The sequence below is a fragment of the Streptomyces sp. M-16 genome (assembly GCF_052114405.1).
In the GTDB taxonomy this organism is placed as follows: Bacteria; Actinomycetota; Actinomycetes; order Streptomycetales; family Streptomycetaceae; genus Streptomyces.
The window spans coordinates 66,721-93,229 of sequence record NZ_JBFRER010000016.1; the positions used below are offsets into that span (position 1 = coordinate 66,721).

Genomic DNA, 26,509 nt, shown 5'->3' on the forward strand with positions numbered 1-26,509 from the left:
CATGGGACATCTCGAAGCCAGCCACCTGGAGTACTACCTTCCCGACGGGCGGGTCCTGCTCCCCGACGTCTCCTTCCGTGTGGGGGAGGGGTCGGTCGTCGCCCTGGTCGGGGCGAACGGGGCCGGCAAGACCACGCTGCTGAAGCTGATCTCCGGTGAGCTCCAGCCGCACGGCGGCGGGGTCTCCATCAGCGGCGGGCTCGGCGTGATGTCGCAGTTCGTGGGCTCGGTGCGGGACGAGACGACGGTGCGGGACCTGCTGGTGTCGGTGGCGCAGCCGCGGATCCGGGAGGCCGCGAAGGCCGTGGACCGGGCCGAGCAGCTGATCCTGACGGTGGACGACGAGGCCGCGCAGATGGCGTACGCGCAGGCGCTCAGCGACTGGGCGGACGTCCAGGGCTACGAGGCGGAGACGCTGTGGGACGTCTGCACCATGGCCGCGCTGGCGATCCCGTACGACAGCGCGCAGTTCCGCGAGGTGCGCACGCTGTCGGGCGGTGAGCAGAAGCGCCTGGTCCTGGAGGCGCTGCTGCGCGGGCCGGACGAGGTGCTGCTGCTCGACGAGCCGGACAACTACCTGGACGTGCCGGGCAAGCGGTGGCTGGAGGAGCAGCTGCGGGCCACCCGCAAGACGGTGCTGTTCGTCTCCCACGACCGGGAGCTGCTGACCCAGGCCGCCGAGAAGATCATCAGCCTGGAGGCGAGCCCGACGGGCAGCGACGTGTGGGTGCACGGCGCGGGCTTCGGGACGTACCACGAGGCCCGCAAGGAGCGTTTCGCGCGGTTCGAGGAGCTCAAGCGGCGCTGGGACGAGGAGCACGCCCGGCTGAAGGCGCTGGTGCTGCGGCTGCGCAACCAGGCGGCTTCCAGCCCCGACATGGCTTCGCGCTACCGGGCCATGCAGACGCGCTTCCAGAAGTTCGAGGAGGCCGGGCCGCCGCCGGAGCCGCCGCGCGAGCAGGACATCAGGATGCGGCTGAAGGGCGGGCGGACGGGGGTGCGCGCGCTGACCGTGGAGAACCTGGAGCTGACGGGGCTGATGAAGCCCTTCTCGCTGGAGGTGTTCTACGGGGAGCGCGTCGCGGTGCTCGGCTCGAACGGTTCCGGCAAGTCGCACTTCCTGCGGCTGCTGGCGGGCGAGGACGTCAAGCACACGGGCGACTGGAAGCTGGGCGCACGGGTGCTGCCGGGCCATTTCGCGCAGACGCACGCGCATCCGGAGCTGTTCGGCCGCACGCTCGTCGACATCCTGTGGACGGAGGCGGCGAAGCCGCTGGGCGCGGCGATGGGCGCCCTGCGCCGTTACGAGCTGGAGCGTCAGGCGGAACAACCGTTCGAGAAGCTCTCGGGCGGGCAGCAGGCGCGTTTCCAGATCCTGCTGCTGGAGCTGGCCGGCACCACCGCGCTGCTGCTGGACGAGCCGACGGACAACCTCGACCTGGAGTCGGCGGAGGCCCTGCAGGACGGGCTGGAGTCGTACGACGGCACGGTGCTGTGCGTGACGCACGACCGCTGGTTCGCGCGGACATTTGACCGTTACCTGGTCTTCGGTTCGGACGGTGTCGTGCGGGAGACTCAGGAGCCCGTCTGGGACGAACGCAGGGTCGATCGCAAGCGCTGAAACGCGGACCGTTCGTTCGACGGACGGAGTCCGGCGCAGCCGGCCGAAGCCCTTGAGGCCCCTGGGCCGAAGGGTGCGAGGGCGGCGTGTGGGAGCTGTCTCAGGAGCCCGTCCGGGACGAACGTAGGGTCGATCGCAAGCGGTAGGGGCCGTCGACCCCTGCGGGGCGAGGGGGAGGCGCTGTGGGGCTGCGGCCTAGCATCTGGCTCATGAAGTGGGACCGCCCGTCAGCGGCCGGGCGGCGGACCGCCTGGCTGGTGGAGCCGGCGCCGTGGTCCTGGCGGGCCGTCTCGCTGCTGGTCCTGCTGACGGTCTCGGTCTCGACGAGCCTGCGCCCGAACTGGGGCTCCGACAACGCGTTCGTGGTCAAGGCCGCGGACGCGTTGCTGTCGGGGGTCTCGCCGTACGAGGACAAGCGGTTCCTGTACCTGCCCAGCGCCGTGATCATGGCGGTGCCGGAGGCGATGGTTCCGCGGGAGGCGCTGCGCTGGCTGCTGCCGCTGGGGATGACCGGGCTCGTGGGGGTCGGCTGGTGGGCCTCGCTGCGGCTGTTCGCGGTGCCGCTGTGCTCCCGGTTCGCGGTGGGCGGCCTCGGGCTCCTCGCGCTGGCCTACAAGCCGTACGCGAACCTCGTGCTGATCGGCAACTGGACGGCGATCTCGGCGGCCGCCCTGCCGGTCGCCCTGCTGCTGGCGCACCGGCGCTCGTGGGCCGCGGCGGGGCTGGTGGTGGGGCTGGCGATCGCCTGCAAGCCGATGCTGGTACCGGTCGGTCTGCTCTTCGTCCTGGCCCGGCAGTGGCGGGGCCTGGCGGGGGCGGTGCTGGTGCCGGTGGGGCTGTCGCTCGTGGGGGCCCTGCTGATGCCGAGCCCGACGCTGTTCTTCACCAAGACCCTGCCGTTCCTCTTCAAGGGGCAGGACGCCTACGCGCTGCCCTGGGACGCCTCGCCGATCGCGGTGCTGCCGCGGCTGGGGCTGCCGGAGGCGGTGGCGGTGGTGCTGGCGGGCGCGGGGGCGCTGGCCGGGCTGTGGGCGGTGCGCGTGCGGTGGCGGCGTTCGGAAGGGGAGACCGACGGGGGTGCGCTGCGGCTGACGGAGACCTCGTGCATGGTGATGCTCGCCGCATTCCTGGTGTCGCGGCCTTCCTTCGACCACTACCTGCTGGTGGTGCTGCCGCCGCTGCTGGCGTCGGGGGTGCGGGAGGGGTCGATGCCGCGCTCGCCCTGGTTCTGGCTGGCCCTGACGCCCCAGACGGCCCTCGTCCCGTGGCCCTCCGAGCTGGCCCACAAGCGGCGCGCTTTCAGGGACATGGCGGCCCTGTGCGGGCTCGCGGGTCTGCTGCTGCGTCGTGTGCTGCGCTCCGGTCGGGTTACTCTGGGACCCGTAACAACTGCGGGGTCCCCACCCAGGACCGAACCGGAGTGCGCCGCGACGCCAGCAGCATCGGCATCGCGGACCGCGTTTTGACCCGTACGGGTCTTCTTGGGTACTCTGCTGGTTTGTTATGCGTATTGGCTTTCTCATTCTCACGTGAAAGGGCCTTACGCCGGTCCACCGGGCCGATGACCAGCGGTTCACACGGGTTGCGTCCCCGATGTGGACAAGCGGCTGTCGTGATCGTCCGTGGTGACCCTGTCAGGACCCTTCCCGCGGGGCTCGTGCCCTATGGGATGACCCACCACTGAAGAAGCGAAGGCATACGCGTGCGTACGTTCAGCCCCAAGCCCGGCGACATCTCGCGCCAGTGGCTCGTCATCGACGCCCAGGACGTTGTCCTCGGCCGTCTGGCGACCCAGGCCGCTGCCCTCCTGCGGGGTAAGCACAAGCCGACCTACGCCCCCCACATGGACATGGGCGACTTCGTCATCATCGTCAACGCCGACAAGGTTCACCTGTCCGGCAACAAGGCGACCCAGAAGATGGCGTACCGCCACTCCGGCTTCCCGGGCGGTCTGCGTTCGGTCCGCTACGACGACCTCCTGGCGAACAACCCGGAGAAGGCCGTCGAGAAGGCCATCAAGGGCATGCTCCCCAAGAACACCCTGGGCCGTCAGATGCTCTCGAAGCTGAAGGTCTACTCGGGCGACCAGCACCCCCACGCTGCCCAGCAGCCGGTGCCGTTCGAGATCACCCAGGTCGCGCAGTAGTTCCGGCCACCCCCTAAGACGTAGAAAATTCTGAGGAGCATCGTGGCCGAGACCACCGCCGAGACCCCCGTCGAAGAGTTCGAGGGCGTCGAGGAGTACACCACCGAGTCCGAGGTCGTCGTCGAGGGCGACTACACCTCCGAGTCGCTTGCCGGTCGCTTCGGTGACCCCCAGCCGGCCGCCGGCCTGGGCCGTCGCAAGAACGCCATCGCCCGCGTCCGGATCGTTCCGGGCACCGGCAAGTGGAAGATCAACGGTCGCACCCTTGAGGACTACTTCCCCAACAAGGTGCACCAGCAGGAAGTCAACGAGCCCTTCAAGCTCCTCGAGCTTGACGGCCGTTACGACGTCATCGCCCGCATCGCGGGTGGCGGCGTCTCCGGTCAGGCCGGTGCCCTGCGCCTCGGCGTTGCCCGTGCGCTGAACGAGGCGGACGTGGACAACAACCGCCCGGCGCTGAAGAAGGCCGGTTTCCTTTCCCGCGACGACCGTGCGGTCGAGCGCAAGAAGGCCGGTCTCAAGAAGGCCCGCAAGGCTCCGCAGTACAGCAAGCGTTAATCTGCGCCTGCTGTTCTGCAACGAAACCGCCCCGGCAGCACTCTCCGTGCTGTCGGGGCGGTTCGTTTACCGCCATAAGCGGCAATACCTGTCACAAGCGGTCACAAAGCGAAGCGTGAACTCGGGAGGACAACAGTGGGACGACTCTTCGGGACGGACGGTGTACGAGGCGTCGCCAACGCGGATCTGACGGCCGAGCTCGCGCTCGGCCTCTCCGTGGCGGCCGCGCACGTACTCGCCGAGGCGGGCACCTTCGCGGGCCACCGGGCCACGGCGGTCGTCGGCCGCGATCCCCGCGCGTCGGGCGAGTTCCTGGAGGCCGCGGTGGTCGCGGGCCTCGCCAGCGCCGGCGTGGACGTCCTGCGCGTCGGTGTGCTGCCCACCCCGGCGGTGGCGTATCTCACCGGTGCGCTGGGCGCCGACCTCGGCGTGATGCTCTCCGCCAGCCACAACGCCATGCCCGACAACGGCATCAAGTTCTTCGCGCGCGGCGGCCACAAGCTCGCCGACGACCTGGAGAACCGGATCGAGTCGGTCTACGAGGAGCACCGCACGGGCGCTCCCTGGGACCGCCCCACCGGTGACGGCGTCGGCCGCGTCTCCGACTACACCGAGGGCTTCGACAAGTACGTCGCCCACCTCATCGGGGTCCTGCCGAACCGGCTCGACGGCCTGAAGGTCGTCCTCGACGAGGCCCACGGCGCGGCCGCCTACGTCTCGCCCGAGGCCTTCACCCGCGCGGGCGCGGAGATCGTCACGATCGGCGCCGAGCCCGACGGCCTCAACATCAACGACGGCTGCGGCTCCACCCACCTGGGACTGCTCAAGGCGGCCGTCGTCGAGCACGGCGCCGACCTCGGCATCGCGCACGACGGCGACGCCGACCGCTGCCTGGCCGTGGACCACACCGGCGCCGAGGTCGACGGCGACCAGATCCTCGCCGTGCTGGCCCTGGCCATGCGCGAGGCGGGCCAGCTGCGCGAGAACACCGTGGTCGGCACCGTCATGTCCAACCTGGGCTTCAAGCTGGCGATGGAGGCCGAGGGCATCCAGGTCGTGCAGACCGGGGTCGGCGACCGCTACGTGCTGGAGTCGATGAAGGAGCACGGCTACGCGCTGGGCGGCGAGCAGTCCGGCCACGTGATCATCCTCGACCACGCGACCACCGGCGACGGCACGCTGACCGGCCTGATGCTGGCGGCGCGCGTCGCCGCCACCGGGCGGGGGCTGGCCGATCTGGCCGGGGTCATGACGCGGCTGCCGCAGATCCTGATCAACGTCCCGGACGTGGACAAGTCCCGGGTCGCGACCTCCGGCGAGCTGGCCGCGGCCGTCGCCGACGCCGAGCGCGAGCTGGGCACCACCGGCCGGGTGCTGCTGCGTCCGTCCGGCACCGAGCCCCTCGTGCGGGTGATGGTGGAGGCCGCCGACATCGAGCAGGCCCGCGCGGTCGCCGGGCGGCTGGCGGACGTGGTGAAGTCGGCGCTCGGCTAGCCCCGGCTACTGCGAGGTGTGCCGTGGCGCACCCGGCGGGCGGATCATCCGGCCCTGCTGGGTGCGCCACAGCAGTTTCCAGGCGACGAGGGTGAGGGTCCCGGACAGGACGATGCCCAGCAGGTTCAGCGACAGCTGTATGGCCGAACCCCACATCTGGCCGAGGTCCCCGTAGGACAGGGCCACGGCGGCGTTGGCGGCCGCGGGGACGGTGGTGACCGAGATGGCCACGCCGACCAGGGCGCCGGACTTCGCCGAGGTCAGCGAGAGCATGCCGACCACGCCGGCGAGCAGGGCCACGACGAAGGAGAACGGGTCGGGCTGCCAGATGAAACTGGTGTTGGGCCGGGGGTCGTCCAGCATGCTCTCGTGGAAGAGCCCGAGGGCGTCCATCACCAGGCTGAACACGGTCGTCCCCACGATCGCGGCGGCGAAGCCGACCAGCAGGGCGACCGCGGAGCGCGCGGTCAGCCTCGGGGCGCGCTGCACCAGGCCCGTACAGATCCCGGCGAGGGGCCCGAACTCCGGACCGACGGCCATCGCGCCGACGATCAGGACCGCGTTGTCCAGGACCACGCCGCAGGCCGCGATCATCGTGGCGATGATCATGAACACGCTGTAGGTGATCGTGAGGGTGGACTCCTCGTGGGTGGACTCGGCGAGCTGTTCCCAGATCACCGCGTCCGCGGCCTCGCCCGGAGCCTCCTCCTCCGCCATGTCGGCGCGTCGCGAGATCGACAGGTCGATGTGCTCGACGGCGATCGACCCCGATGCGTCGAGGCCGAGCGCGCGCATCTCCTGCAGCAGCTCGTCGGCCGCCTCGCGGGCCACGTCGCACATCACCACGTCGCCCGCGGGGTCGCGGGCGGCGCCGGTCAGCACGACCAGGTGCGTGGTGCCGACCGTCCGGTCGATCAGCTGCACGACCTGCTCCGTCAGGGCGTGCGGGGTGATCATCCTCAGATGCAGCATGCCCGCACCCTAGCCGCCCGGGGCCGGCTCAGAGCTTGCGCAGGCTCAGCTTCTGGACCTTGTGGTCGGGGCCCTTGCGCACGACGAGGGTGGCGCGCCCGCGGGTGGGCGCCACGTTCTCCAGCAGGTTGGGCTTGTTGATGGTCCGCCACATCGTCTGGGCGTACTCCAGGGCCTCCTCCTCGGAGACCTGGGTGTACTTGCGGAAGTAGGAGAAGGGGTTCTGGAACGCCGTCGCGCGCAGCTTCCGGAAGCGGTTGAGGTACCAGCGCTCGATGTCCTCGGGCCGCGCGTCCACGTACACGCTGAAGTCGAAGTAGTCGGCCAGGCCGACGCGGGTGCGGCCGTCCTTGCCGGGCAGGGCCGGCTGGAGGACGTTCAGCCCCTCGACGATCAGGATGTCGGGGCGGCGCACGACGAGCCGCTCCTCCGGGACGATGTCGTAGATCAGGTGCGAGTAGACCGGGGCCGTGACCTCGTCCTTGCCCGCCTTGATGTCGGCGACGAAACGGGTCAGCGCCCGGCGGTCGTAGGACTCCGGGAAGCCCTTGCGGGCGGTCAGGCCGCGCCGCTGGAGCTCCTTCATCGGGTACAGGAACCCGTCCGTAGTGACCAGCTCGACGCGGGGGTGCTCGGGCCAGCGCGCGAGGAGGGCCTGGAGCAGGCGGGCCACCGTGGACTTGCCCACCGCGACCGAGCCGGCGACGCCTATGACGAAGGGGGTGCCCTGCTGGGCGCCGTGCCCGTTGCCGGCGTCGCCGAGGAAGGTGTTCAGGGTGCCGCGCAGGTTGCTGGTGGCGCCGACGTAGAGGTTGAGCAGGCGGGAGAGCGGGAGGTAGACGTCGCGCACCTCGTCGAGGTCGATGACGTCACCGAGACCGCGCAGCCGCTCGACCTCCTCCGCCGTCAGGGGCAGCGGCGTGCGCTCGCGCAGGGCGCTCCACTCCGCGCGGGTGAGGTCGACGTAGGGGGAGGCCTCGTGGCCCCGGCGGCGCGTGGGATGCGCGGCAGGCTCGGGGTGCGTGGGGTGCTCCGATCCGACGGGGCGCTCCGTTGCGCTGTCCGGCGTGCTTCGTGGCGGCGAAGTGATCACAGGGCCATTGTCGGGGCTCGGGGCCGGTCGTGGGTGGTGGGGTCGGTCACGTGGCCGACGGTCCCGTCGAAGGCGCAGGTGGTGGGGTTGTACGGGTGTGGGTATCGATCGGAACCCCGTCCCGTCTCATGCCGATCACGATCGGCCTCCGGGGCCGGGAACTCCGGCGGGGCGATCGGGCGGGTCGTACATTGATCGCTACCGCGACGCCGTTCCGTGTGCGTGCGGTGTCTTTTTCCCTGGGGGGATCCTTCGTGCGCAGCACCCTCGTCCGTCGTACCGTCCTGACCGCCTCCGCGGTGTCCCTGGCCCTGCTCGCCACCGCCTGTGGCTCCGACAAGGCCGACACCGGGGGCGATGCCAAGCCCGACCCGCGGCCGTCCGCGCCATCGGCCGCTCCCGTCGCGAAGGGCAAGACGGACGCGGAGCTGGCCGGCCTGCTGGTCACGCAGGCGGAGGTCCCCGACTACGTGATCAACGCCCAGGCCGCCGCGAAGCTGTCCAAGGTCGACGAGACCCAGGTCGCCACCGACAAGCCCGCCTGCAAGGTCCTGGTGCAGACCCAGGCCCTCCAGAAGGTCGGCAAGCCGTCCGGCGTCGCCCGCACCACGCTGGGCGCCAAGCCGAAGGAGCCCGCGGCCGGCGCCTCGCCCGAGGAGAAGCTGGAAGCGGTCAAGAACGCCCTCGGCACCACCGCGACCCTGACCGGTCTGTCCTCCTACGAGGGCCAGGGCGCGCAGGAGACCCTCGCGGCCTTCAAGACCGCCGGGCAGATCTGCGCGGGCGGGTTCTCCTCCACCTCGGAGGGCGACACCACCAAGTACGAGAGCGTGGCCGCGGGCCCGGCCGTCACCGCCGGCGACGAGGCGGTCAGCCTGGCCCTCACCGTCGACATGGAGGGCGGCGACAAGGGCACCCTGCTCCTCGTCATGGCGCGCAAGGGCGGCACGGTGGCCTCCTTCAGCTCGATCAGCCTCCTGGGCAAGGCCGATTCCCCGACGGCCCTGATCGACGCTCAGGTCAAGAAGCTCGGCTGACCCTCCGCGCCCGCACGTCCACCCCGCCCGGCGGTTCGCCGGGCGGGGTTTCGTCTTGTTCGGGTACGGGGCAGACGGCCGACCAGCGCGTACGCTGCGCCCTATGTGCGGAATTGTGGGTTACGTGGGAGCGCAGTCTGCGCTCGATGTGGTCATCGCCGGACTGAAGCGGCTGGAGTACCGCGGCTACGACTCGGCCGGCATCGCGGTCCTCGCCGACGGCGAACTCGCCAACGTCAAGAAGGCCGGGAAACTGGTCAACCTGGAGAAGGAGCTCGTCGGGCACCCGCTGCCGGCCGGTTCCACCGGACTCGGGCACACCCGGTGGGCGACCCACGGCGGGCCCACCGACGTCAACGCCCACCCCCACCTGGACAACTCCGGCCGGGTGGCCGTCGTGCACAACGGCATCATCGAGAACTTCGCCGCGCTGCGCGCCGAACTGGCCGAGCGCGGGCACCGGCTGGTGTCCGAGACGGACACCGAGGTGGTCGCACACCTGCTCGCCGAGCGGTTCTCGGCCACCGGGGGCGGCCTGGCCGAGGCGATGCGGCAGGTGTGCCGGCGCCTGGAGGGCGCGTTCACCCTCGTCGCGGTCCACGCCGACGAGCCGGACGTGGTGGTCGGCGCCCGCCGCAACTCCCCCCTGGTGGTCGGGGTGGGGGAGGGCGAGAACTTCCTGGCCTCGGACGTGGCGGCCTTCATCGCCCACACCCGCTCCGCGATCGAACTGGGACAGGACCAGGTCGTCGAACTGCGCCGCGACGAGGTCACGGTGACGGACTTCCTCGGGGCGCCCGCGGACGTGCGCGCGTACCACGTGGACTGGGACGCCTCGGCGGCCGAGAAGGGGGGCTACGACTACTTCATGCTCAAGGAGATCGCCGAGCAGCCCAAGGCCGTCGCCGACACCCTCCTCGGCCGGATCGACGCGAGCGGTCTGCTGACCCTGGACGAGGTGCGCATCCCCGCCGCGGTGCTCCGCGAGGTCGACAAGGTCGTGATCGTGGCGTGCGGTACGGCGTACCACGCGGGCATGATCGCGAAGCTGGCCATCGAGCACTGGACCCGCATCCCCTGCGAGACGGAGCTCGCCAGCGAGTTCCGCTACCGCGACCCGATCCTCGACCAGCGGACGCTGGTGATCGCGATCTCGCAGTCCGGCGAGACCATGGACACCCTGATGGCGCTGCGCCACGCCCGCGAGCAGGGGGCCAAGGTGCTGGCCGTCTGCAACACCAACGGATCGACGATCCCGCGGGAGTCGGACGCCGTGCTGTACACGCACGCCGGTCCCGAGGTGGCCGTCGCCTCCACCAAGGCGTTCCTGACGCAGCTGGTCGCCTGCTACCTGGTCGCGCTGTACCTCGGGCAGGTGCGGGGCACCAAGTGGGGCGACGAGATCGAGGCCGTGATCCGGGAGCTGTCGGACATCGCCGGTGCGGTGGAGACGGTGCTGGAGACGATGGAGCCGGTACGGAGCCTCGCGCGTTCGCTGGCCGACAAGGACACCGTGCTGTTCCTCGGGCGGCACGTCGGGTACCCGGTGGCGCTGGAGGGCGCGCTCAAGCTCAAGGAGCTGGCGTACATGCACGCCGAGGGCTTCGCGGCGGGCGAGCTCAAGCACGGTCCGATCGCGCTGATCGAGGAGGACCTGCCGGTGGTGGTGGTCGTACCGTCCCCGCGCGGGCGCTCGGTCCTGCACGACAAGATCGTCTCGAACATCCAGGAGATCCGGGCGCGTGGGGCGCGGACGATCGTGATCGCGGAGGAGGGCGACGAGGCGGTGGTCCCGTACGCCGACCACCTGATCCGCATCCCGGCGACCCCGACGCTGCTCCAGCCGCTGGTGGCGACGGTGCCGCTGCAGGTGTTCGCGTGCGAGCTGGCGACGGCGCGGGGCAACGAGGTGGACCAGCCGCGTAACCTCGCCAAGTCCGTGACCGTGGAGTAGTTGGGGTTGTTGTGATCGTCGGTGTGGGGATTGACGTTGCGGAGATCGAGCGGTTCGGGGCCGCGCTGGAGCGGACGCCGAACCTGGCGCGGCGGCTCTTCCTCGACTCCGAGCTGATGCTGCCGGGCGGCGAGCGGCGCGGGACCGCCTCGCTCGCCGCCCGGTTCGCGGCCAAGGAGGCCCTGGCCAAGGCGCTCGGCGCGCCCGGCGGGCTGCTGTGGACCGACGCCGAGGTGTACGTGGAGGAGTCCGGGCAGCCCCGGCTGCGGGTGTCCGGGACGGTCGAGGCGCGGGCGAAGGCGCTCGGTGTGACGTCCTGGCACATCTCGCTGAGCCATGACGCCGGGATCGCGTCCGCCGTGGTGATCGCGGAGAGGTAGGGCTCGGGTCCGGGTACGGGTACGGGTACGGGTGCCGGGCCGGGTAACGGGTGCGGGCCGGGGCCCCGGGCTGCGGCCACCGGGGCCGGCCTTCGGGCACGCTGGTGCCATGCGTACTGCTTACAGCGTGGAGACCGTACGGGCCGCCGAGCGCGAGCTGATGGCCCGGCTGCCGGAAGGCGCCCTGATGGCGAGGGCCGCGGCCGGGCTGGCCGCCGTGTGCGCGGGGCTGTTGGGGCGGGTGTACGGCTCCCGCGTCGTGGTGCTGGCCGGCCCGGGGGACAACGGCGGCGACGCCCTGTACGCGGGTGCGCGGCTGGCGCGGCGCGGGGCCCGGGTGACGGCGGTGCCGATGGATCCGGCGCGGATGCACCCGGGCGGGCTCGCCGCGCTGCGGGCCGCCGGGGGCCGGGTCGAGAGGTCCGTCCCGGAGCGGGCGGACCTCGTCCTGGACGGGCTGCTCGGGATCGGCGGCCGGGGCGGGCTGCGGCCGGCGGCCGCCGCGCTGGCGGAACGGATCCCGGCGGGCGCGCTCGTGGTCGCCGTGGACCTGCCGAGCGGGGTCGACGCGGACACCGGCGAGGTGACGGGCCCGGCGGTGGCGGCCGACGCGACGGTGACCTTCGGCGCGTACAAGCCGGGGCTGCTGATCGACCCCGGGGCCTCGCGGGTGGGCGCGGTGCGGCTGGTCGACATCGGGCTGGACCTCGCGGAGCCCGGCCTGGAAGCCCTCCAGCACGCCGACGTGGCGGGCCTGCTGCCCGTGCCGACGGCGTCGAGCGACAAGTACCGGCGGGGCGTGGTCGGGGTCGTCGCCGGGTCGGAGCAGTACCCGGGCGCTGCGGTACTGGCCGTCGCGGGGGCGCTGCGGGGCGGCGCCGGCGCGGTGCGGTACGTGGGGCCGGCGGCGGACGCCGTCCTCGCGCGCTACCCGGAGGTGCTGGTCGGGCGGGGCCGGGTGCAGGCCTGGGTGGTCGGACCGGGGATCGGGGCAGGGCGGACCGCGGAGGTCGCGCGGGCGCTGGCCGACCGGGACGTGCCGGTGCTGGTGGACGCGGACGGGCTGCGGGGACTGGACCCCGACGTGGTGCGGGGGCGCCGGGCCGTGACCCTGCTGACCCCGCACGCGGGGGAGGCGGCGGCGCTGCTGGGGGTGCCGAGGGAGTCGGTGGAGGCCGGGCGGCTGGCCGCCGCGCGGGAACTGGCGGGGCGGTACGGGGCGGCCGTGCTGCTGAAGGGGTCGACGACGCTGGTCGCCCCCGCCGGGCCCGGCCCGGTCCGGGTGAACCCGACCGGGACCCCGTGGCTGGCCACCGCCGGGAGCGGGGACGTGCTGTCGGGGCTGGCCGGGGCCCTGCTGGCGGGCGGGCTGTCGGGGCTCGACGCCGGGTCGGTGGCGGCGTACCTCCACGGGCTGGCCGGGAGGCTGGCCGCCGACGGGGCTCCGGTGGTGGCGCACGAGGTGGCCGCCGCCCTTCCGGCGGCGTGGCGCGACGTCACGTCCTGACCCCGCCACGCCCTGCCCCCGCCCATGCGCCCTGACCCCGGCAGCCCGGCTCTGCCCCCGTGCCCCCGGCCGGGGCCGGGTGCCACGCGGCCGGGCGGGTAGAGCCGAGGCGGGGCGGGGGTTCTGAGAGACTGTGGGCGATGAACGAGACACCGACGCGCGTGTACGCCGAGATCGATCTTGACGCAGTACGGGAGAACGTGCGCGCCCTGCGCGCGCGGGCGCCCCGGGCCCAGCTCATGGCCGTCGTCAAGGCGAACGCCTACGGGCACGGGGCCGTCCCCTGCGCCCGTGCCGCCCAGGAGGCCGGCGCCACCTGGCTCGGTACCGCCACCCCCGAGGAGGCGCTCGCCCTGCGCGCCGCCGGCATCGAGGGGCGCGTCATGTGCTGGCTCTGGACCCCCGGCGGGCCCTGGCGGGAGGCCATCGAGGCCGACATCGACGTGTCGGTCAGCGGCCTGTGGGCCCTGGACGAGGTGCGGGGGGCCGCCCGCGCGGCCGGCCGCACCGCCAGGATCCAGCTCAAGGCCGACACCGGCCTCGGCCGCAACGGCTGCCAGCCCGCCGACTGGGCGGAGCTCGTCGGCGCGGCCGTCGCCGCGCAGGCGGAGGGAACCGTCCGGGTCACCGGCGTCTGGTCGCACTTCGCCTGCGCCGACGAGCCCGGTCACCCCTCCATCCGGCCGCAGCTCGACGCCTTCCGCGACATGCTCGCCTACGCGGAGAAGGAGGGGGTCGAGCCCGAGGTCCGGCACATCGCCAACTCGCCCGCGACCCTCACCCTCCCCGAGAGCCACTACGACCTCGTCCGCACCGGCCTGGCCGTCTACGGCGTCTCGCCAGCCCCCGAGCTCGGCACCCCCGCCCAGCTCGGCCTGCGCCCCGCCATGCGGCTCAAGGCCTCGCTCGCCCTGGTCAAGTCCGTCCCCGCCGGGCACGGGGTGAGCTACGGCCACCACTACGTCACCGGGTCCGAGACCCACCTCGCGCTGGTCCCCGCCGGTTACGCGGACGGCCTGCCGCGCAGCGCCTCCGGCCGCGGGCCGGTGCTCGTCGGCGGCCGGATCCGGCGGGCCGCCGGCCGGATCGCCATGGACCAGTTCGTCGTCGACCTCGGCGAGGACCTCGCCCGCGTCGGCGACGAGGCCGTCGTCTTCGGCGACGCGGAACGCGGCGAACCCACCGCCGAGGACTGGGCTCAAGCGGCACACACGATCGCGTATGAGATCGTCACCCGTATCGGAGGTCGGGTGCCCCGGGTGTACCTGGGCGGCTGAGTGAGGACGGCGACGTCGTGAGCGAAAACTGGCGCAAGGCCGGCTGGGCCGGCGCCGCCATCGGTGTCATAGCGGCGGGCGCCGCGGCCGGTGTCGCGGTCGAAAGGATCACCGTGGGACGCGGCATCCGCATGAAGGCCCGCCTGGCGCTCGACGCCGCCGGGGACTACGGCTCCCTGCGCGGGACCGAGGGCGTCTGCCGGGCCGAGGACGGCACGGAGCTCTACCACGAGACCGACGAACTGCCGCCCGCGCCCCCCGGCAAGAAGCGCCGTCTGCGCCGCTCGTCCCCGGCCGCCGGGACCACCGTCGTCTTCTGCCACGGCTACTGCCTCGGCCAGGACTCCTGGCACTTCCAGCGCGCCGCGCTGCGCGGAGTCGTCCGGGCCGTCTACTGGGACCAGCGCAGCCACGGCCGCAGCGCCCGGGGCCTGGCCCAGGCCGACGGCGAGCCGGTGACCATCGACCAGCTCGGCCGCGACCTCAAGGCCGTCATCGACGCCACCGCGCCCGAGGGCCCGCTGGTCCTCGTCGGCCACTCCATGGGCGGGATGACCGTCATGGCCCTCGCCGAACAGTTCCCGGAGCTGGTGCGCGACCGGGTGATCGGGGTGGCCCTGGTGGGCACCTCCAGCGGGCGGCTCGACCAGGTGACGTACGGGCTGCCCTCCGTGGGCCAGGGCGCGGTGCGCAGGATCCTGCCCGGCGTGCTCAGGGCGCTCGGCTCCCAGGTGGAGCTGGTGGAGAAGGGCCGCCGGGCCACCGCCGACCTCTTCGCCGGGATGATCAAGCTGTACTCGTTCGGCTCCCGTGACGTGGATCCGGGCGTCGCCCGCTTCGCCGAGCGGCTGATCGAGGCGACCCCGATCGACGTGGTCGCCGAGTTCTACCCGGCCTTCCAGGCCCACGACAAGACCGCCGCCCTCCAGCGGTTCGCGGACATCCCGGTCACCGTCATCGCCGGGGACCGGGACATGATCATCCCGGCCGAGCACAGCGTGTCGATCAAGGAGGCGCTGCCGGCGGCCGACCTGGTCGTGCTGGAGAACACCGGGCACCTGATGATGCTGGAGCGCCCGGACATCGTGACCGGGCTGCTGACCGACCTCCTGGCGCGGACCGGAGCCGTCCCCGCACCGACTAACGTTGGGGCGCATGGAAGAAGTACCGCGGGAAGCACCGCGCAGCCCGGCGGCTGAGGCCCTGGCCGAGGCCGCCGCCGAAACCATCGTCACCGTCGACTCGCCCGCCTCCATGCAGGAGCTGGGCCGCCGGATCGCGGGGCTGCTGCGCCCCGGCGACCTCGTCCTGCTGACCGGGGAGCTCGGCGCGGGCAAGACCACCCTGACCCGCGGCCTGGGGGAGGGGCTGGGCGTGCGCGGGGCCGTGACCTCGCCGACCTTCGTGATCGCCCGGGTGCACCCGTCCCTGGGCGACGGGCCCCCGCTCGTGCACGTGGACGCGTATCGCCTCGGCGGCGGGCTGGACGAGATGGAGGACCTGGACCTCGACGTCTCGCTGCCCGAGTCCGTGATCGTCGTGGAGTGGGGCGACGGCAAGGTGGAGGAGCTCTCCGACGACCGGCTCCACGTGGTGATCGGCCGCGCCGTGGGCCACGAGGAGGTCCTGGACGACGTGCGCGAGGTCGCGCTGCGCGGCGTCGGGGCGCGCTGGTCCGGTGCGGAGCTCGCGGAACTCACCGGGGCGGCCGGACGGTAGGCATCACCGGGGCGGCCGGACGCCGGGCGCGGCGCCGTTACGCCCTCCGCCCGCGCCGTACGTCCGCGCCGTACGTCCTCCCGCCCGCGCCGTACGCGCTCCCGGCCCGCTCCCGCGGGCCGGCCGTGCCCCGGAACGTACCGACAGGCCGTCGGGAAGATATTGCGCAGGTGTGGGGCCGCGTGATGACATGGTACCGAGCGCTGGTTAGGTCTACCTAAGTGCAGCGTCCCGGGGTCTCAGGAGGCAGCCATGTCGGCAGCAGGAGCAGAGCGAGCGCCCGTCGTGTCCATGCGGGCCCTGCTCGCGGCGGGCGCGGCCGCCACGGCGGTGTCGACGCCGCCCGGGAGGGCGGACCGGGATCCCGCACCGCAGGGCGGGACGGCCCCCGCCGACCCGCACGCACCACAGGCCGCCCCGGAGTCGGAAGCGGCCTGAAGACCTCGTTCGGGTGAATCCCGCGGCGGGGTGGGCGGGGCGTGGTGCGCGGCGTCAGGGAACGACGACGACCTTGGAGCTGATCGTCGCGAACGCCCACATCGCGTCACCGTCGGCGCGGGTCATCCGGATGCCGCCGGTCTTCTTCGCGGGGTCCGGCGCCGGCATCGAGCCGTCCACGCGCGCGCTGAAGCCGATCGCGATGCCGTCCGTGCTGGCGAACCGGACGACGTGCTCGATCGCCACCCCGTCCGTGCCCGTGACCGTGCCCGAGCGCGAGCCGACCGCGTAGCTGCCGGGCGCCGGGTGCACCGTGCTCGGCGTCACCGCGAACGACTTGGGGTCCCGGCCGTCCTCCGCGACCAGCCACACCCGCTTCTGGGACACCGAGTACACGACCCGCATCCCGGTGCCGGAATCGGCGGGCACCGCGGCGGGCTTCGCCGGGTCCTGCTTGGCCGGGGGCTGGTCCTGATGCGCGGCGGGGGCCTGCGGAGCCGCCTTCACGGGGTGCGCCGGAGCGGTCGCCGAGGCCTGCCAGCCGAGGAAGCCGATCGCGGCGAGCGCCGCGACGGTGAGCCCGGCCACGATTCCCGAGCTGCTGCGTGCCACCTTGCTCCACCTCTTTGCGCCTGCGCCGTCGACCCGGGAGCGGGCCCCCGGTCGTATCCCCGGTCGAAAGGTAGCAGCCGGGCTCCGCCGTGACCGGCCGCAAGGCCCCGGGGGCCGGGAGTCGTAGGCTGTTCGCGTGCTCTTGCTTGCCGTAGATACCGCCACGCCCGCCGTCACCGTCGCCCTGCACGACGGGGAGGCCGTCCTCGCCGAGTCGAACCAGGTCGACGCCCGGCGCCACGGGGAACTCCTGCTCCCCTCCGTCGACGCCGTCCTCGCCGAGGCCGGGGTGAAGCTCGAAGCCGTCACCGGCATCGTCGTGGGCGTCGGCCCCGGCCCCTACACGGGACTGCGCGTCGGCCTGGTCACCGCCTCCACCTTCGCCTCCGTCCTCGGCGTCCCCGTGCACGGCCTGTGCACCCTCGACGGGCTCGCCTACGCCGCCGGCGCCGCCGGGGTCGAAGGCCCCTTCACCGTCGCCACCGACGCGCGGCGCAAGGAGGTCTACTGGGCGCGCTACGAGGACCCGCGCACCCGGACCGGCGAGCCCGCCGTCGACCGCCCCGCCGACATCGCCGAGCGCGTGGCGGGCCTGCCGGCCGTCGGCCAGGGCGCGCAGCTCTACCCCGAGGTGTTCACCGACGCGCGCGGCCCCGTACACCAGTCGGCGGCCGCCCTGGCGGGCCTCGCGGCGGAGCGGCTCGCGCAGGGCGGGACGTTCCTGCCGCCGACCCCCCTCTACCTGCGCCGGCCCGACGCGCAGGTCCCCAAGAACTACAAGGTGGTCACCCCGCAGTGACGGCCGTGACCGCGGTGCTCCGGGAGATGCGCTGGTGGGACATCGAGCCGGTGCTGGAGCTGGAGCACGAGCTGTTCCCCGATGACGCCTGGTCCGCCGGGATGTTCTGGTCCGAGCTCACCCACGCGCGCGGACCGCGGGCCACCCGCCGCTACGTCGTCGCCGAAGACCCGGCCGACGGCCGCGTCGTCGGCTACGCGGGGCTCGCCGCCGCCGGAGACCTGGGCGACGTACAGACCATCGCGGCCGCCCGCGACCAGTGGGGCACCGGACTCGGCGCCCGGCTGCTGACCGAGCTGCTGCGCGCCGCCACCGATTTCGAGTGCGCCGAGGTGCTGCTGGAGGTCCGGGTGGACAACACCCGCGCCCAGCGGCTCTACGAACGCTTCGGCTTCGAGCCGATCGGATTCCGGCGCGGCTACTACCAGCCGGGCAACGTCGACGCGCTCGTGATGCGCCTGACCGACCCCGCACAGACGAAGACCGACCCTGAGCAACCTGAGCACCCTGAGAGCAGTGAGACCCATGGCTGACGAACCGCTCGTCCTCGGCATCGAGACCTCTTGCGACGAGACCGGCGTCGGCGTCGTCCGCGGCACCACCCTGCTCGCGGACGCGATCGCGTCGAGCGTCGACGAGCACGCCCGCTTCGGCGGGGTCGTGCCCGAGGTGGCCTCCCGGGCCCACCTGGAGGCGATGGTCCCGACCATCGAACGCGCCCTGAAGGAGGCCGGGGTCAGCGCCCGCGACCTCGACGGCATCGCCGTCACGGCCGGTCCGGGCCTCGCGGGGGCGCTCCTGGTGGGCGTCTCGGCGGCGAAGGCGTACGCGTACGCGCTGGGCAAGCCGCTCTACGGGGTCAACCACCTGGCCTCGCACATCTGCGTCGACCAGCTGGAACACGGGCCGCTGCCGGAGCCGACCATGGCCCTGCTGGTGTCCGGCGGGCACTCCTCGCTGCTGCTCGCCCCCGACATCACCAGTGACGTCCGGCCGCTCGGCGCGACCATCGACGACGCGGCGGGCGAGGCCTTCGACAAGATCGCCCGGGTGCTCCAGCTGGGCTTCCCCGGCGGTCCGGTCATCGACCGGCTCGCGCGCGAGGGCGACCCCAAGGCGATCAACTTCCCGCGCGGGCTGACGGGGCCGCGCGACGCGGCGTACGACTTCTCCTTCTCCGGCCTCAAGACGGCGGTGGCCCGCTGGATCGAGGCCAAGCGCAAGGCGGGCGAGGAGGTCCCGGTGCGCGACGTCGCGGCGTCCTTCCAGGAGGCCGTGGTGGACGTGCTGACGCGCAAGGCGATCCGCGCGTGCAAGGACGAGGGCGTGGACCACCTGATGATCGGCGGCGGCGTGGCCGCCAACTCGCGGCTGCGCTCGCTCGCCCAGGAGCGCTGCGACGACGCCGGGATCATCCTGCGGGTGCCACGGCCGAAGCTGTGCACGGACAACGGCGCGATGGTCGCGGCGCTGGGCGCGGAGATGGTCAAGCGGAACCGGCCGGCCTCCGACTGGGACCTGTCCGCCGACTCCTCCCTGCCGGTGACGGACCCGCACGTGCCCGGCAACGGGCACGTCGGGGGCGACGGCGAGGGCGACGGTCACGGCCGCGCCCACGCCCACGCCCACGGCCACGATCACGACCACGTGCACGAGCTGAGCAAGGACAACCTGTACTCGTGAGCACCGTCGCCCTGATGTGGGAGGCGCGGGCCGCCACCGGCCGCGGCAACGAGCTGCTGGAGTGGGCCCGCGCCCAGGTCCTGGCCCGGGAACCGGTGCGCCGCGAGATCCTGCGGGCCGCCCAGGACCGGGTCCTCGTCATCACCTGGTGGGAGGCGCCCGAGGGGGTCGCCGCGGAGCTGCCCGAACTGCCCGAGCCGGCCGCGGACCTGATCACCCGCGCCGTACACCGCTGGCGGTTCGAGTCGGTCGAGGTCAGCGGCGGCTGAGGCGTGCGTCGAGCGGGGCTGGAGCGGCCGGGTCTACGGTCGTGCGCATGCCTAGCCGTGAGCTCCCGCCCCCGCCGCCGCCCGCGCACCTGCGCGAGTGGCTGGACGAGACCGTCGTACGGGCCGACCGCGCGCGCTTCCTCGCCGACCTGAGCCGGCGCGGCCTGGGCCCGGGGCGGCTGGCCCTGCTCTGGGCGGTGGCGGCGGCCTTCGCGCTCGGCTGGGCCTTCGTCGGCCTGGCCGTGACCTCCTTCGAGGCCGCGGACCCCGTGGAGTCCCTGTTCGGGGCCGTCTTCGTCGCGACCGCGGTGGGTGTGCTGGTGCCCGCCGGGATCTGGTTCGTCCGGGGTGCCCGGCGGGAGCGGCGCGAGCACGAGCTGCTGTGCGGCTGGATCGAGGCCGGCCGGGAGCCCGTCGTCGACCCCGCGCTGCGGGCACCGGTACGGAGCCTGGTGTGGCTGGCCGCCTCCCTGGCCCTGGGCGCCTGCGGGCTCTGGACCGCCTTCGCGGCGGCGGCCGGGGCGCGGCCCGGTGCGACGGGGTACGGGGAGGTCGTCGGCTTCGTGGGGCTCGGCATGATCCTGTGGATCACCGGGCTGCTGGGCGCCGCCAAGGCGGTCACCCACCGCCGCTGGGCGGGCCGCGCCGGCCGCCCCGCCCCGGCGGTGGCCGCCCGGCGCGGGCCGGTCCTGTCGGACGTGGCGGGTTAGACCGTCCCCTGGCCGGCCGGTGATCCGATCAGCATCGACGGAGCGCCGCCCACCCGGGTGAGGAAGACCGTCGCCGAGTTCGGCCCCTGCGGCTTCACCTTCTTGCGGAGCTCCTCCGGTTCGATCGCCGAGCCGCGCTTCTTCACGGTCAGGATCCCGACCCCGCGCTCGCGCAGCAGCGCCTTCAGTTTCTTCAGGCCGAAGGGCAGTACGTCCGTGATCTCGTACGCGGTCGCGTACGGCGTCGGGCGCAGCTCGTCGGCGGTGACGTAGGCGATGGTCGGGTCGATGAGCCGGCCGTCCAGCTCCGCGGCCACCTCGGCGACGAGGTGCGCGCGGATCACGGCCCCGTCGGGCTCGTAGAGGTAGCGGCCCACCGGACCGGCCTCCGGATCCGGCAGCGGATCGGCGGTCAGCAGCTCGCGGGGCCCGGGCAGCAGGGTGGCGCGGACCGTGCCCGGGGCGGTGCCGAACCACAGGACGGCCTCCTTCACGTCCCCGTGGTCGGAGATCCACTCGGCCTCGGCCTCCGCCGGGACCGCCTCGTGCGGGATCCCGGGGGCGATCTTGATGGCGGCGTGCTTCGCGCCCCGGGCGGTCTCCACGGCCCAGGACAGCGGGGGCGAGTACGACTCCGGGTCGAAGATCCGGCCGCGCCCGCCGCGCCGGGCGGGGTCGATGAAGACGGCCTCGTACGAGGACACGTCCACCTCCGTCACGTCCGCCTCGCGCACCTCGATCAGGTCCGCCAGCCCCAGCGCCTCGGCGTTGGCCCGGGCGACGGCCACCGTCAGCGGGTCGAGGTCCACCGCCAGCACCCGGATCCCGAGCCGGGCCAGCGCCAGGGCGTCCCCGCCGATCCCGCAGCACAGGTCCGCGACGCTCCGTACGCCCAGCGCCGCGAGCCGCCCGGCGCGGTACGAGGCCACCGACGCGCGGGTGGCCATCTCGCCGCCGCCGGGCGTGAAGTACATCCGGAACGCGTCCTCGGCCCCGAACTTCGCCACCGCCCGCTGCCGCAGCCGGGCCTGCCCGAGCGCAGCCGACACCAGCGGGGCCGGGTGCTCGCGGCGCAGCCGGGTGGCGACGGCGAGCTCCTGGCCGGGGTCGTAGTCACGGAGGGAGTCGAGGAGCGCGCGGCCCTCGGGGGTGAGGAGCGCGGCGAAGTCTTCGGGGGTCACCGTCCCATTGTCGGCCAGCCGGGGGAAGGGCGGCCTCCGGCCGTGGTGTCGGCTGCCGAGGGGCGGTGCGCGGTGTAAGGATCCGCTGCTATGCAGCTAGTACGACAAAAGGGAAATACTGCGCAGTATGGTCACCGGTCCGCGGCCCGCCCGCGCGGCCGGTACGGGGTGGCGGTGGCCGCGCTGCTCGTCGCCGCCCTGGGCACGGGCTGCGGGGCCGCGGACCGGGAGGCGCCGGCCAAGACCAAGGCCGGCGAAGCGGGCCCCGGAGCGGCGGGCGCCCTCGCCAACTCCGCCGAGCAGCTCAAGGCCGCCCAGCAGGCCCGGATCGCCGCCGCGAAGAAGTGGGGCCTGCTCAAGACGCCCCTCATGGCCCCGGCCGCCCCGAAGGTGAAGCCCGAGATCACCACCCGGGAGGGCTTCGAGGTCGAGGACCAGGACGAACTCCCGCCCGTCTTCACCACCATCCCGACGGAGGACAAGGTCGTCTTCCTGACCATCGACGACGGCGCGGAGAAGGACCCCGAGTTCGTCAAGATGATGCAGGAGCTGAAGATCCCGTACACGGCGTTCCTCAGCGACTACCTCGTCCGCGACAACTACCCCTACTTCAAGGGGATGCAGGACGCGGGCGTCACCCTGAACAACCACACCCTGAACCACCGCTACATGCCCGCGCTCTCCTACGAGAAGCAGCGCGAGGAGATCTGCGGCCAACAGGACACCATCCAGAAGCAGTTCGGCAAGCGCCCGACCCTCTTCCGGCCGCCGTACGGCAACTACAACCAGGACACGCTGCGCGCGGCCAAGTCCTGCGGCATCAAGGCGGTACCGCTGTGGAACGCGGAGGCCTTCGTGAACCGGATGGACTACCGCGAATGGGACAGGGACCTCCACCCCGGTGACATCATCCTGACCCACTTCCGGGGCCGGGAGGACTGGAAGGGCACGATGCCTGACATGATCCGTCATGTCATGAAGACCGTCACGGACAAGGGGTACGCCGTGGCCCGCTTGGAGGATTACCTTTGATGTACGCGCGCCGGTTGGTAGCCGGGACGCTGACGGCCGGCGCGCTCGCGCTGTCCCTGACGGGGTGCGGGAACAGCGTGGATCCCATCGAGAGACTGGGCCGCAAGACCGCCACGGAGACGGGGACGGCCTCGGCCTCCCCGTCGGCGCGGCCCTCCGCGGCCCCCGGGGCCTCCGCGTCGGCGGGGACGCCGGCGGACGAGGCGTACAAGAAGTGGGGTCTGACCGTCCCCCTCCAGTACGCCCCCAAGCCCACGCAGAAGCCCCAACTCCCCAAGGCCGCACCGGGGAAGCCGGTCGTCCTGGACCGAATACCCGTCCCGGCGACGGACAAGGTCGTCTTCCTGACCTTCGACGACGGCGCCGAGAAGGACCCCGAGTTCCTGAAGATGGCGGCCGATCTGAAGCTGCCGATCAGCATGTTCCTGACCGACAACATCGCGTCGGCGGACTACTCGTACTTCGAGAAGCTCCGCGACAACGGCTCGGGCAGCACGATCAACAACCACACGCTGACCCACCCGAACCTGCGCACGCTGCCCTTCGCGGCGCAGAAGAAGGAGATCTGCGGGCAGCAGGACCGCCTGGAGAAGCGCTTCGGCAAGCGGCCGACCGCCTTCCGGCCGCCGTACGGCAACTACAACGACGACACCCTCAAGGCAGCCTCCGAGTGCGGGATCTCCTCGGTCTTCCTGTGGCGTGAGTCGATGCAGATCAACGACTTCCAGTACAGCGAAGGCTCCGCCTTCAAGCCGGGCGACATCATCCTGGCCCACTTCCGTGGCCCGTCGGAACTCAAGGGCACGACGGAAACCCAGATGACCACCCGCATGCTCCAGCACATCCAACAGCAGGGCTACAAGATCGCCCGCCTGGAGGACTACGTATAACGGGGCGCGGGCCGGCTTTCCCCCTCGCCCCCGCCCCGTTCCCGGCGCCTGCCCACCCGCCTCCCGGGCGCGGGGCGGTGGCGCTCGCGCTCGCGCMGACGGCGGGACCACAGGGGCGAGCGGGAACCGGCAGGCCCCTCACGCTGGCGGAACAGGGACCCAGCCAGGGGCCCCGGGGGCGGCGGGACCCGGCCGGCCCGGATCAGAGCGGGGCYGGGGGCTTCCCGCCAGTCTCACTGTCCTTCCGCGCCGTGCCGGTCCCTCAAGGGCGCTCCTTCGTCGCGTCGCTTCGCGATGGCCTTCGGCCACCCTTGACCGACCGGCMCGTCCCGGAATGCCAAAGACTGCCGGGAAGCCCCCAAAGGAACGGTCACGGGGGACGGGCAACAGGAACGGCCGCATCAGCGAAGCGCCGGCCCACCCGCGCCYTGGCACACCCAAGCGACGGGCCCGCTCCGCGCTCTTTCCGCGCCGGGAGCGGCTTACCCGCACGAAACGGCGACCAGATCGTCCTGCGGCGCACCCCGCCGCACCAGATCGCTACGCGCTCCCCATCTCTCAGCGTCCGACGGCCGTCTTGGGCTGATACCCGCACGAAAGGACGACCACAAGGCTCTGGGGAGCAGGTGCACCCACCGCTCGGCTCCGCTGTCCGAGACGTTCTCGTTGACCACGGCCATCAGCTCGCCCTCGGTACCGGACGCGATATCGCGAACACGGCGGCCCAGGAGCCGATGGGACAGGTATCCGTACCCCTCAGCCATCGGAGGGCTCCTCAAGGGTGCCGACGCAATGGGCGTAGCGGTGGATGGTCCGGCTGGTCATGGGTACTCCCTGAATCGGCGGCAGTCGGCCAACTTCCGCTCGGTCACTGCTTGGTGTGAAGAGGTAACCGCGCGCACCCCCTCCGCGAGTACCGTTGGAGACTCGGAGAAGCATGCAAGCCATGCACCTGTCGGGAGTTGCTCATGGCGCAACGCTCACGTACACCAAACACCGGCCTGTCGACGCTCCTTGAACAGGCCGGGTGGTCAAGAAGCCAGTTCGCCTCGATCGTCAATCGCATCGGGGCCGAAGCCGGATTCGCTCTCACATACGGGCAGCCCGCCGTCTCCCAGTGGGTGGCGGGCCACCAGCCTCGGCCGCAGGTCAGGGCGCTGATCATCGAGGCGTTCGAGCGGAAACTCGCGCGGCCGGTCACCTATGCCGAAGCCGGTCTCGCGCCGCCGGACGGACCGGCGGGCGCGGACACGGTGCGGGACCTCGTAGACCTCGGAAGGGCCGACATGGATCCATCGCGACGTCGTGTGATCGCCGTAGGCGTCTTCTCCGCGGCACTCGCCATCCCCCTGTTCCCGAGCCTGGCCCGGGCGGACAGCCCTGAGCCGATAAGGCCGGGCAAGGCGACGACCCGGGTGGGGCAGGCGCAGGTGGGCGCCGTGGAGGTGATGACGGACCGGATCGCGGACATCCTCGACGAGCTGGGCGCCGGTCACGCCCGGCCGATGGCGGCGGCCTTCCTCGTGAACACGGTCGGACCGTGGCTGAAGGCCGAAGCGGCCGCCCCGGTACGGCGGAGCATGCTGGCAGCCGCCTCCGACCTCGTGTACCTCACGGGGTGGATGGCGATGTACGAGCGACAGCACCGCCTCGGGCAGGACTACTACGTGTCCGCCCTCAAGCTCGCGGGGGAGGCGGAGGAGCACGTCACGTACTGCCGCACCCTGCGCGGCATGTCCCTCCAAGCCTCCAATCTCGGGTACGGCCGACGTGCCCTCGAACTCGCCGATTCGGCGGCTGAAGCGGCACCCGTGGCCGGCCCGCGGCTCGTCGCGTTCCTGCGCGGACAGCAGGCGCACGGAGCGGCGATGGTGGGTGACAAACGCCAGGCCTTCGCCCGGCTCAGGGAAGCGGAGGACGCACTCGCCCGGGCTGACGACCGCAGGGAGTCGGTCGGCGGCTACGACCGGACCGCGTACCTCTTCCACGTGGCCCACGTGCAGAACGAGACCAAGGACGTGCCGGGGTCGGTCCGGACACTGCGCGAATCGATCCGGGTGCAGCCCGCGAACGAGCGGCAGGGCCGCCTCCACGCCTACGGGCTCCTCGCCCAGCGGCAGCTGTCGATCGGCCACGTGGAGGCCGCGTGCGAGTCGTGGGGCCGTTTCCTGGACGAGTACGAGGTGCTGTCCTCTGCGCGCGGTGACGAGCACTTCGAGGTAATGAACCTGAGGCTCCGCTCCTACAACACCGTCCGCGCAGTCCGAGACCTGCGCGAACGCGCTCAGCTCGTCGGCACGCTCAAGGGCTGAAACGCCCCGAGGGGGCCTGAGGCCGGACATTCCTGCCCAGGCTCCCTCCCACAACGATCTGAAGACCGTGGGGCCGCCCCCACAGGAAGGGGCGCGGGAATGATCGAGGCGGAGCTGAAGGCACGTGTCCACGCACCGCACCAGGTGCTCGCTGCCCTGGACGACCGGGCCGAGGGCCGGACCGAGGTGTACCGCGACACCTACTACGACACGGCGAGCGGCGACCTGGAGAGCCAGGACCAAGAGCTTCGCGTGAGGACCGTGCACGGTCCGGACGGGACCCGGACCGTCCTCACCCACAAGGGCGCCCGCGTCGACGAGGAGTCGGGCTCCAAGCCGGAACACGAGACCCGGGTGGAAGACGCAGGGGCCGTCCACGCGATGCTGCGCGGTCTCGGCTACCTGCCCACCGTCGCCTTCGAGAAGCACTGCCGGAACTACTCCTTCGAGGCGTGCGGCCGACAGATGCTGGCCACACTGGTCCGCGTCCCGGAGCTCGAAGGGACCTTCCTGGAACTGGAGACCCTGGTCGAAGAGAAGGACCTGCCCGCAGCCCTCCACGACCTCCGCGACGTCTTCTCCGAGCTCGGCATCGGCCCCGAAGACCTCACCCGAGAGCAGTACACCGCAGCCGTCAGGACGACCCGCACACGCTGAGATGTGAGGAGCGCGTAGCGATCTGGCGCGCCCGTCGGCTCCCCAGAGCCTTGTGGTCGTCCTTTCGTGCGGGTATCAGCCCAAGACGGCCGTCGGACGCTGAGAGATGGGGAGCGCGTAGCGATCTGGTGCGGCGGGGTGCGCCGCAGGACGATCTGGTCGCCGTTT

26 protein-coding genes are annotated in these 26,509 nt (G+C 72.5%); 22 read left to right on the forward strand and 4 right to left on the reverse strand.

The genetic code is table 11. The annotated features are described in order from the left end of the window. The first annotated feature begins 1 nt into the window (after window position 1). From AB4039_RS10435 to glmM, 5 genes are all read left to right on the forward strand, one after another. Complete coding sequence (locus AB4039_RS10435; RefSeq protein ID WP_442270545.1) at window positions 2-1,621, forward strand: ABC-F family ATP-binding cassette domain-containing protein; 1,620 nt, start codon at window positions 2-4, stop codon at window positions 1,619-1,621. Window positions 1,622-1,830: 209 nt separating this feature from the next. Then, window positions 1,831-3,087 (forward strand): glycosyltransferase family 87 protein, encoded by a 1,257-nt coding sequence (locus tag AB4039_RS10440; RefSeq protein WP_266841156.1) that lies wholly within the window; start codon window positions 1,831-1,833, stop codon window positions 3,085-3,087. A gap of 236 nt (window positions 3,088-3,323) precedes the next feature. Further along, window positions 3,324-3,767: a 50S ribosomal protein L13 gene (rplM, locus tag AB4039_RS10445; RefSeq protein ID WP_030230678.1), complete on the forward strand. Its 444-nt coding sequence runs from the start codon at window positions 3,324-3,326 to the stop codon at window positions 3,765-3,767. A 42-nt stretch (window positions 3,768-3,809) separates the two neighbouring features. Then, window positions 3,810-4,325 (forward strand): 30S ribosomal protein S9, encoded by a 516-nt coding sequence (rpsI, locus tag AB4039_RS10450; protein ID WP_030230680.1) that lies wholly within the window; start codon window positions 3,810-3,812, stop codon window positions 4,323-4,325. A gap of 135 nt (window positions 4,326-4,460) precedes the next feature. Next, window positions 4,461-5,819, forward strand: coding sequence for a phosphoglucosamine mutase (glmM, locus tag AB4039_RS10455; protein ID WP_266841159.1), 1,359 nt, complete (start codon window positions 4,461-4,463; stop codon window positions 5,817-5,819). 6 nt (window positions 5,820-5,825) lie between these two features. On the opposite strand, the gene AB4039_RS10460 is transcribed toward glmM, so the two are convergent. Continuing rightward, window positions 5,826-6,791: a DUF389 domain-containing protein gene (locus tag AB4039_RS10460; protein WP_442270546.1), complete on the reverse strand. Its 966-nt coding sequence runs from the start codon at window positions 6,789-6,791 to the stop codon at window positions 5,826-5,828. Window positions 6,792-6,819: 28 nt separating this feature from the next. After that, a complete protein-coding gene (gene coaA, locus AB4039_RS10465; RefSeq protein ID WP_266841162.1) occupies window positions 6,820-7,884 on the reverse strand; it encodes a type I pantothenate kinase in 1,065 nt (354 codons plus the stop codon). A gap of 254 nt (window positions 7,885-8,138) precedes the next feature. Between coaA and AB4039_RS10470 the strand changes: the two genes are divergently transcribed. From AB4039_RS10470 to AB4039_RS10505, 8 genes are all read left to right on the forward strand, one after another. Beyond that, a complete protein-coding gene (locus tag AB4039_RS10470) occupies window positions 8,139-8,921 on the forward strand; it encodes a hypothetical protein (RefSeq protein ID WP_442270547.1) in 783 nt (260 codons plus the stop codon). 103 nt (window positions 8,922-9,024) lie between these two features. Then, entirely contained in the window at window positions 9,025-10,875 is a 1,851-nt protein-coding gene (gene glmS / locus AB4039_RS10475; protein ID WP_266841165.1) for a glutamine--fructose-6-phosphate transaminase (isomerizing), read from the forward strand. Between the two features lie 11 nt (window positions 10,876-10,886). Next, window positions 10,887-11,255, forward strand: coding sequence for a holo-ACP synthase (locus tag AB4039_RS10480; protein ID WP_266841166.1), 369 nt, complete (start codon window positions 10,887-10,889; stop codon window positions 11,253-11,255). Between the two features lie 109 nt (window positions 11,256-11,364). Then, entirely contained in the window at window positions 11,365-12,762 is a 1,398-nt protein-coding gene (locus AB4039_RS10485) for an NAD(P)H-hydrate dehydratase (protein ID WP_266841168.1), read from the forward strand. A gap of 140 nt (window positions 12,763-12,902) precedes the next feature. Beyond that, entirely contained in the window at window positions 12,903-14,039 is a 1,137-nt protein-coding gene (alr, locus tag AB4039_RS10490; RefSeq protein WP_266841169.1) for an alanine racemase, read from the forward strand. A 17-nt stretch (window positions 14,040-14,056) separates the two neighbouring features. Further along, window positions 14,057-15,238: an alpha/beta fold hydrolase gene (locus AB4039_RS10495; protein ID WP_442270548.1), complete on the forward strand. Its 1,182-nt coding sequence runs from the start codon at window positions 14,057-14,059 to the stop codon at window positions 15,236-15,238. Then, a complete protein-coding gene (tsaE, locus tag AB4039_RS10500) occupies window positions 15,195-15,758 on the forward strand; it encodes a tRNA (adenosine(37)-N6)-threonylcarbamoyltransferase complex ATPase subunit type 1 TsaE (protein WP_442270549.1) in 564 nt (187 codons plus the stop codon). Before AB4039_RS10495 ends, tsaE begins: the two co-directional genes overlap by 44 nt. Before the next feature lie 252 nt (window positions 15,759-16,010). Further along, window positions 16,011-16,196 carry a hypothetical protein gene (locus AB4039_RS10505; protein ID WP_266841172.1) on the forward strand — a complete coding sequence of 62 codons (186 nt, stop codon included), beginning with the start codon at window positions 16,011-16,013 and terminating at the stop codon, window positions 16,194-16,196. 54 nt (window positions 16,197-16,250) lie between these two features. Here AB4039_RS10505 and AB4039_RS10510 read toward each other — a convergent pair whose 3' ends face one another. Next, entirely contained in the window at window positions 16,251-16,808 is a 558-nt protein-coding gene (locus tag AB4039_RS10510; RefSeq protein ID WP_266841174.1) for a hypothetical protein, read from the reverse strand. Between the two features lie 136 nt (window positions 16,809-16,944). Between AB4039_RS10510 and tsaB the strand changes: the two genes are divergently transcribed. Genes tsaB through AB4039_RS10535 form a run of 5 tightly spaced genes read left to right on the forward strand, consistent with a single transcriptional unit; the run spans window position 16,945 to window position 20,269 of the window. Next, window positions 16,945-17,607, forward strand: coding sequence for a tRNA (adenosine(37)-N6)-threonylcarbamoyltransferase complex dimerization subunit type 1 TsaB (tsaB, locus tag AB4039_RS10515; protein WP_266841175.1), 663 nt, complete (start codon window positions 16,945-16,947; stop codon window positions 17,605-17,607). After that, window positions 17,604-18,140, forward strand: a complete 537-nt coding sequence (gene rimI, locus AB4039_RS10520) for a ribosomal protein S18-alanine N-acetyltransferase (protein WP_266841177.1) — start codon at window positions 17,604-17,606, stop codon at window positions 18,138-18,140. The genes tsaB and rimI overlap by 4 nt, the downstream gene beginning before the upstream one ends. Continuing rightward, window positions 18,133-19,290 carry a tRNA (adenosine(37)-N6)-threonylcarbamoyltransferase complex transferase subunit TsaD gene (tsaD, locus tag AB4039_RS10525; protein ID WP_442270550.1) on the forward strand — a complete coding sequence of 386 codons (1,158 nt, stop codon included), beginning with the start codon at window positions 18,133-18,135 and terminating at the stop codon, window positions 19,288-19,290. Before rimI ends, tsaD begins: the two co-directional genes overlap by 8 nt. Next, on the forward strand, window positions 19,287-19,559 hold the full coding sequence (locus AB4039_RS10530; RefSeq protein WP_266841179.1) for a hypothetical protein: 273 nt from the start codon (window positions 19,287-19,289) through the stop codon (window positions 19,557-19,559). The genes tsaD and AB4039_RS10530 overlap by 4 nt, the downstream gene beginning before the upstream one ends. Before the next feature lie 47 nt (window positions 19,560-19,606). Continuing rightward, window positions 19,607-20,269 (forward strand): hypothetical protein, encoded by a 663-nt coding sequence (locus tag AB4039_RS10535; RefSeq protein WP_442270551.1) that lies wholly within the window; start codon window positions 19,607-19,609, stop codon window positions 20,267-20,269. Here the strand turns inward: AB4039_RS10535 and AB4039_RS10540 are convergent. Next, window positions 20,266-21,450, reverse strand: a complete 1,185-nt coding sequence (locus AB4039_RS10540) for a THUMP-like domain-containing protein (protein ID WP_266841181.1) — start codon at window positions 21,448-21,450, stop codon at window positions 20,266-20,268. The two genes, AB4039_RS10535 and AB4039_RS10540, sit on opposite strands and share 4 nt — an antisense overlap. Before the next feature lie 90 nt (window positions 21,451-21,540). Here AB4039_RS10540 and AB4039_RS10545 point away from each other — a divergent pair, with 90 nt between their 5' ends. The 4 genes from AB4039_RS10545 to cyaB all read left to right on the forward strand — a co-directional run bounded on the left by AB4039_RS10545 (window position 21,541) and on the right by cyaB (window position 26,341). Then, complete coding sequence (locus AB4039_RS10545; protein ID WP_442270552.1) at window positions 21,541-22,482, forward strand: polysaccharide deacetylase family protein; 942 nt, start codon at window positions 21,541-21,543, stop codon at window positions 22,480-22,482. Then, window positions 22,482-23,372, forward strand: a complete 891-nt coding sequence (locus AB4039_RS10550; protein ID WP_266841182.1) for a polysaccharide deacetylase family protein — start codon at window positions 22,482-22,484, stop codon at window positions 23,370-23,372. The genes AB4039_RS10545 and AB4039_RS10550 overlap by 1 nt, the downstream gene beginning before the upstream one ends. Before the next feature lie 968 nt (window positions 23,373-24,340). Further along, window positions 24,341-25,684: a hypothetical protein gene (locus AB4039_RS10555; protein ID WP_442270553.1), complete on the forward strand. Its 1,344-nt coding sequence runs from the start codon at window positions 24,341-24,343 to the stop codon at window positions 25,682-25,684. Between the two features lie 99 nt (window positions 25,685-25,783). Continuing rightward, window positions 25,784-26,341 (forward strand): class IV adenylate cyclase, encoded by a 558-nt coding sequence (gene cyaB, locus AB4039_RS10560; protein WP_442270554.1) that lies wholly within the window; start codon window positions 25,784-25,786, stop codon window positions 26,339-26,341. The last annotated feature ends 168 nt before the right edge of the window (window positions 26,342-26,509 follow it).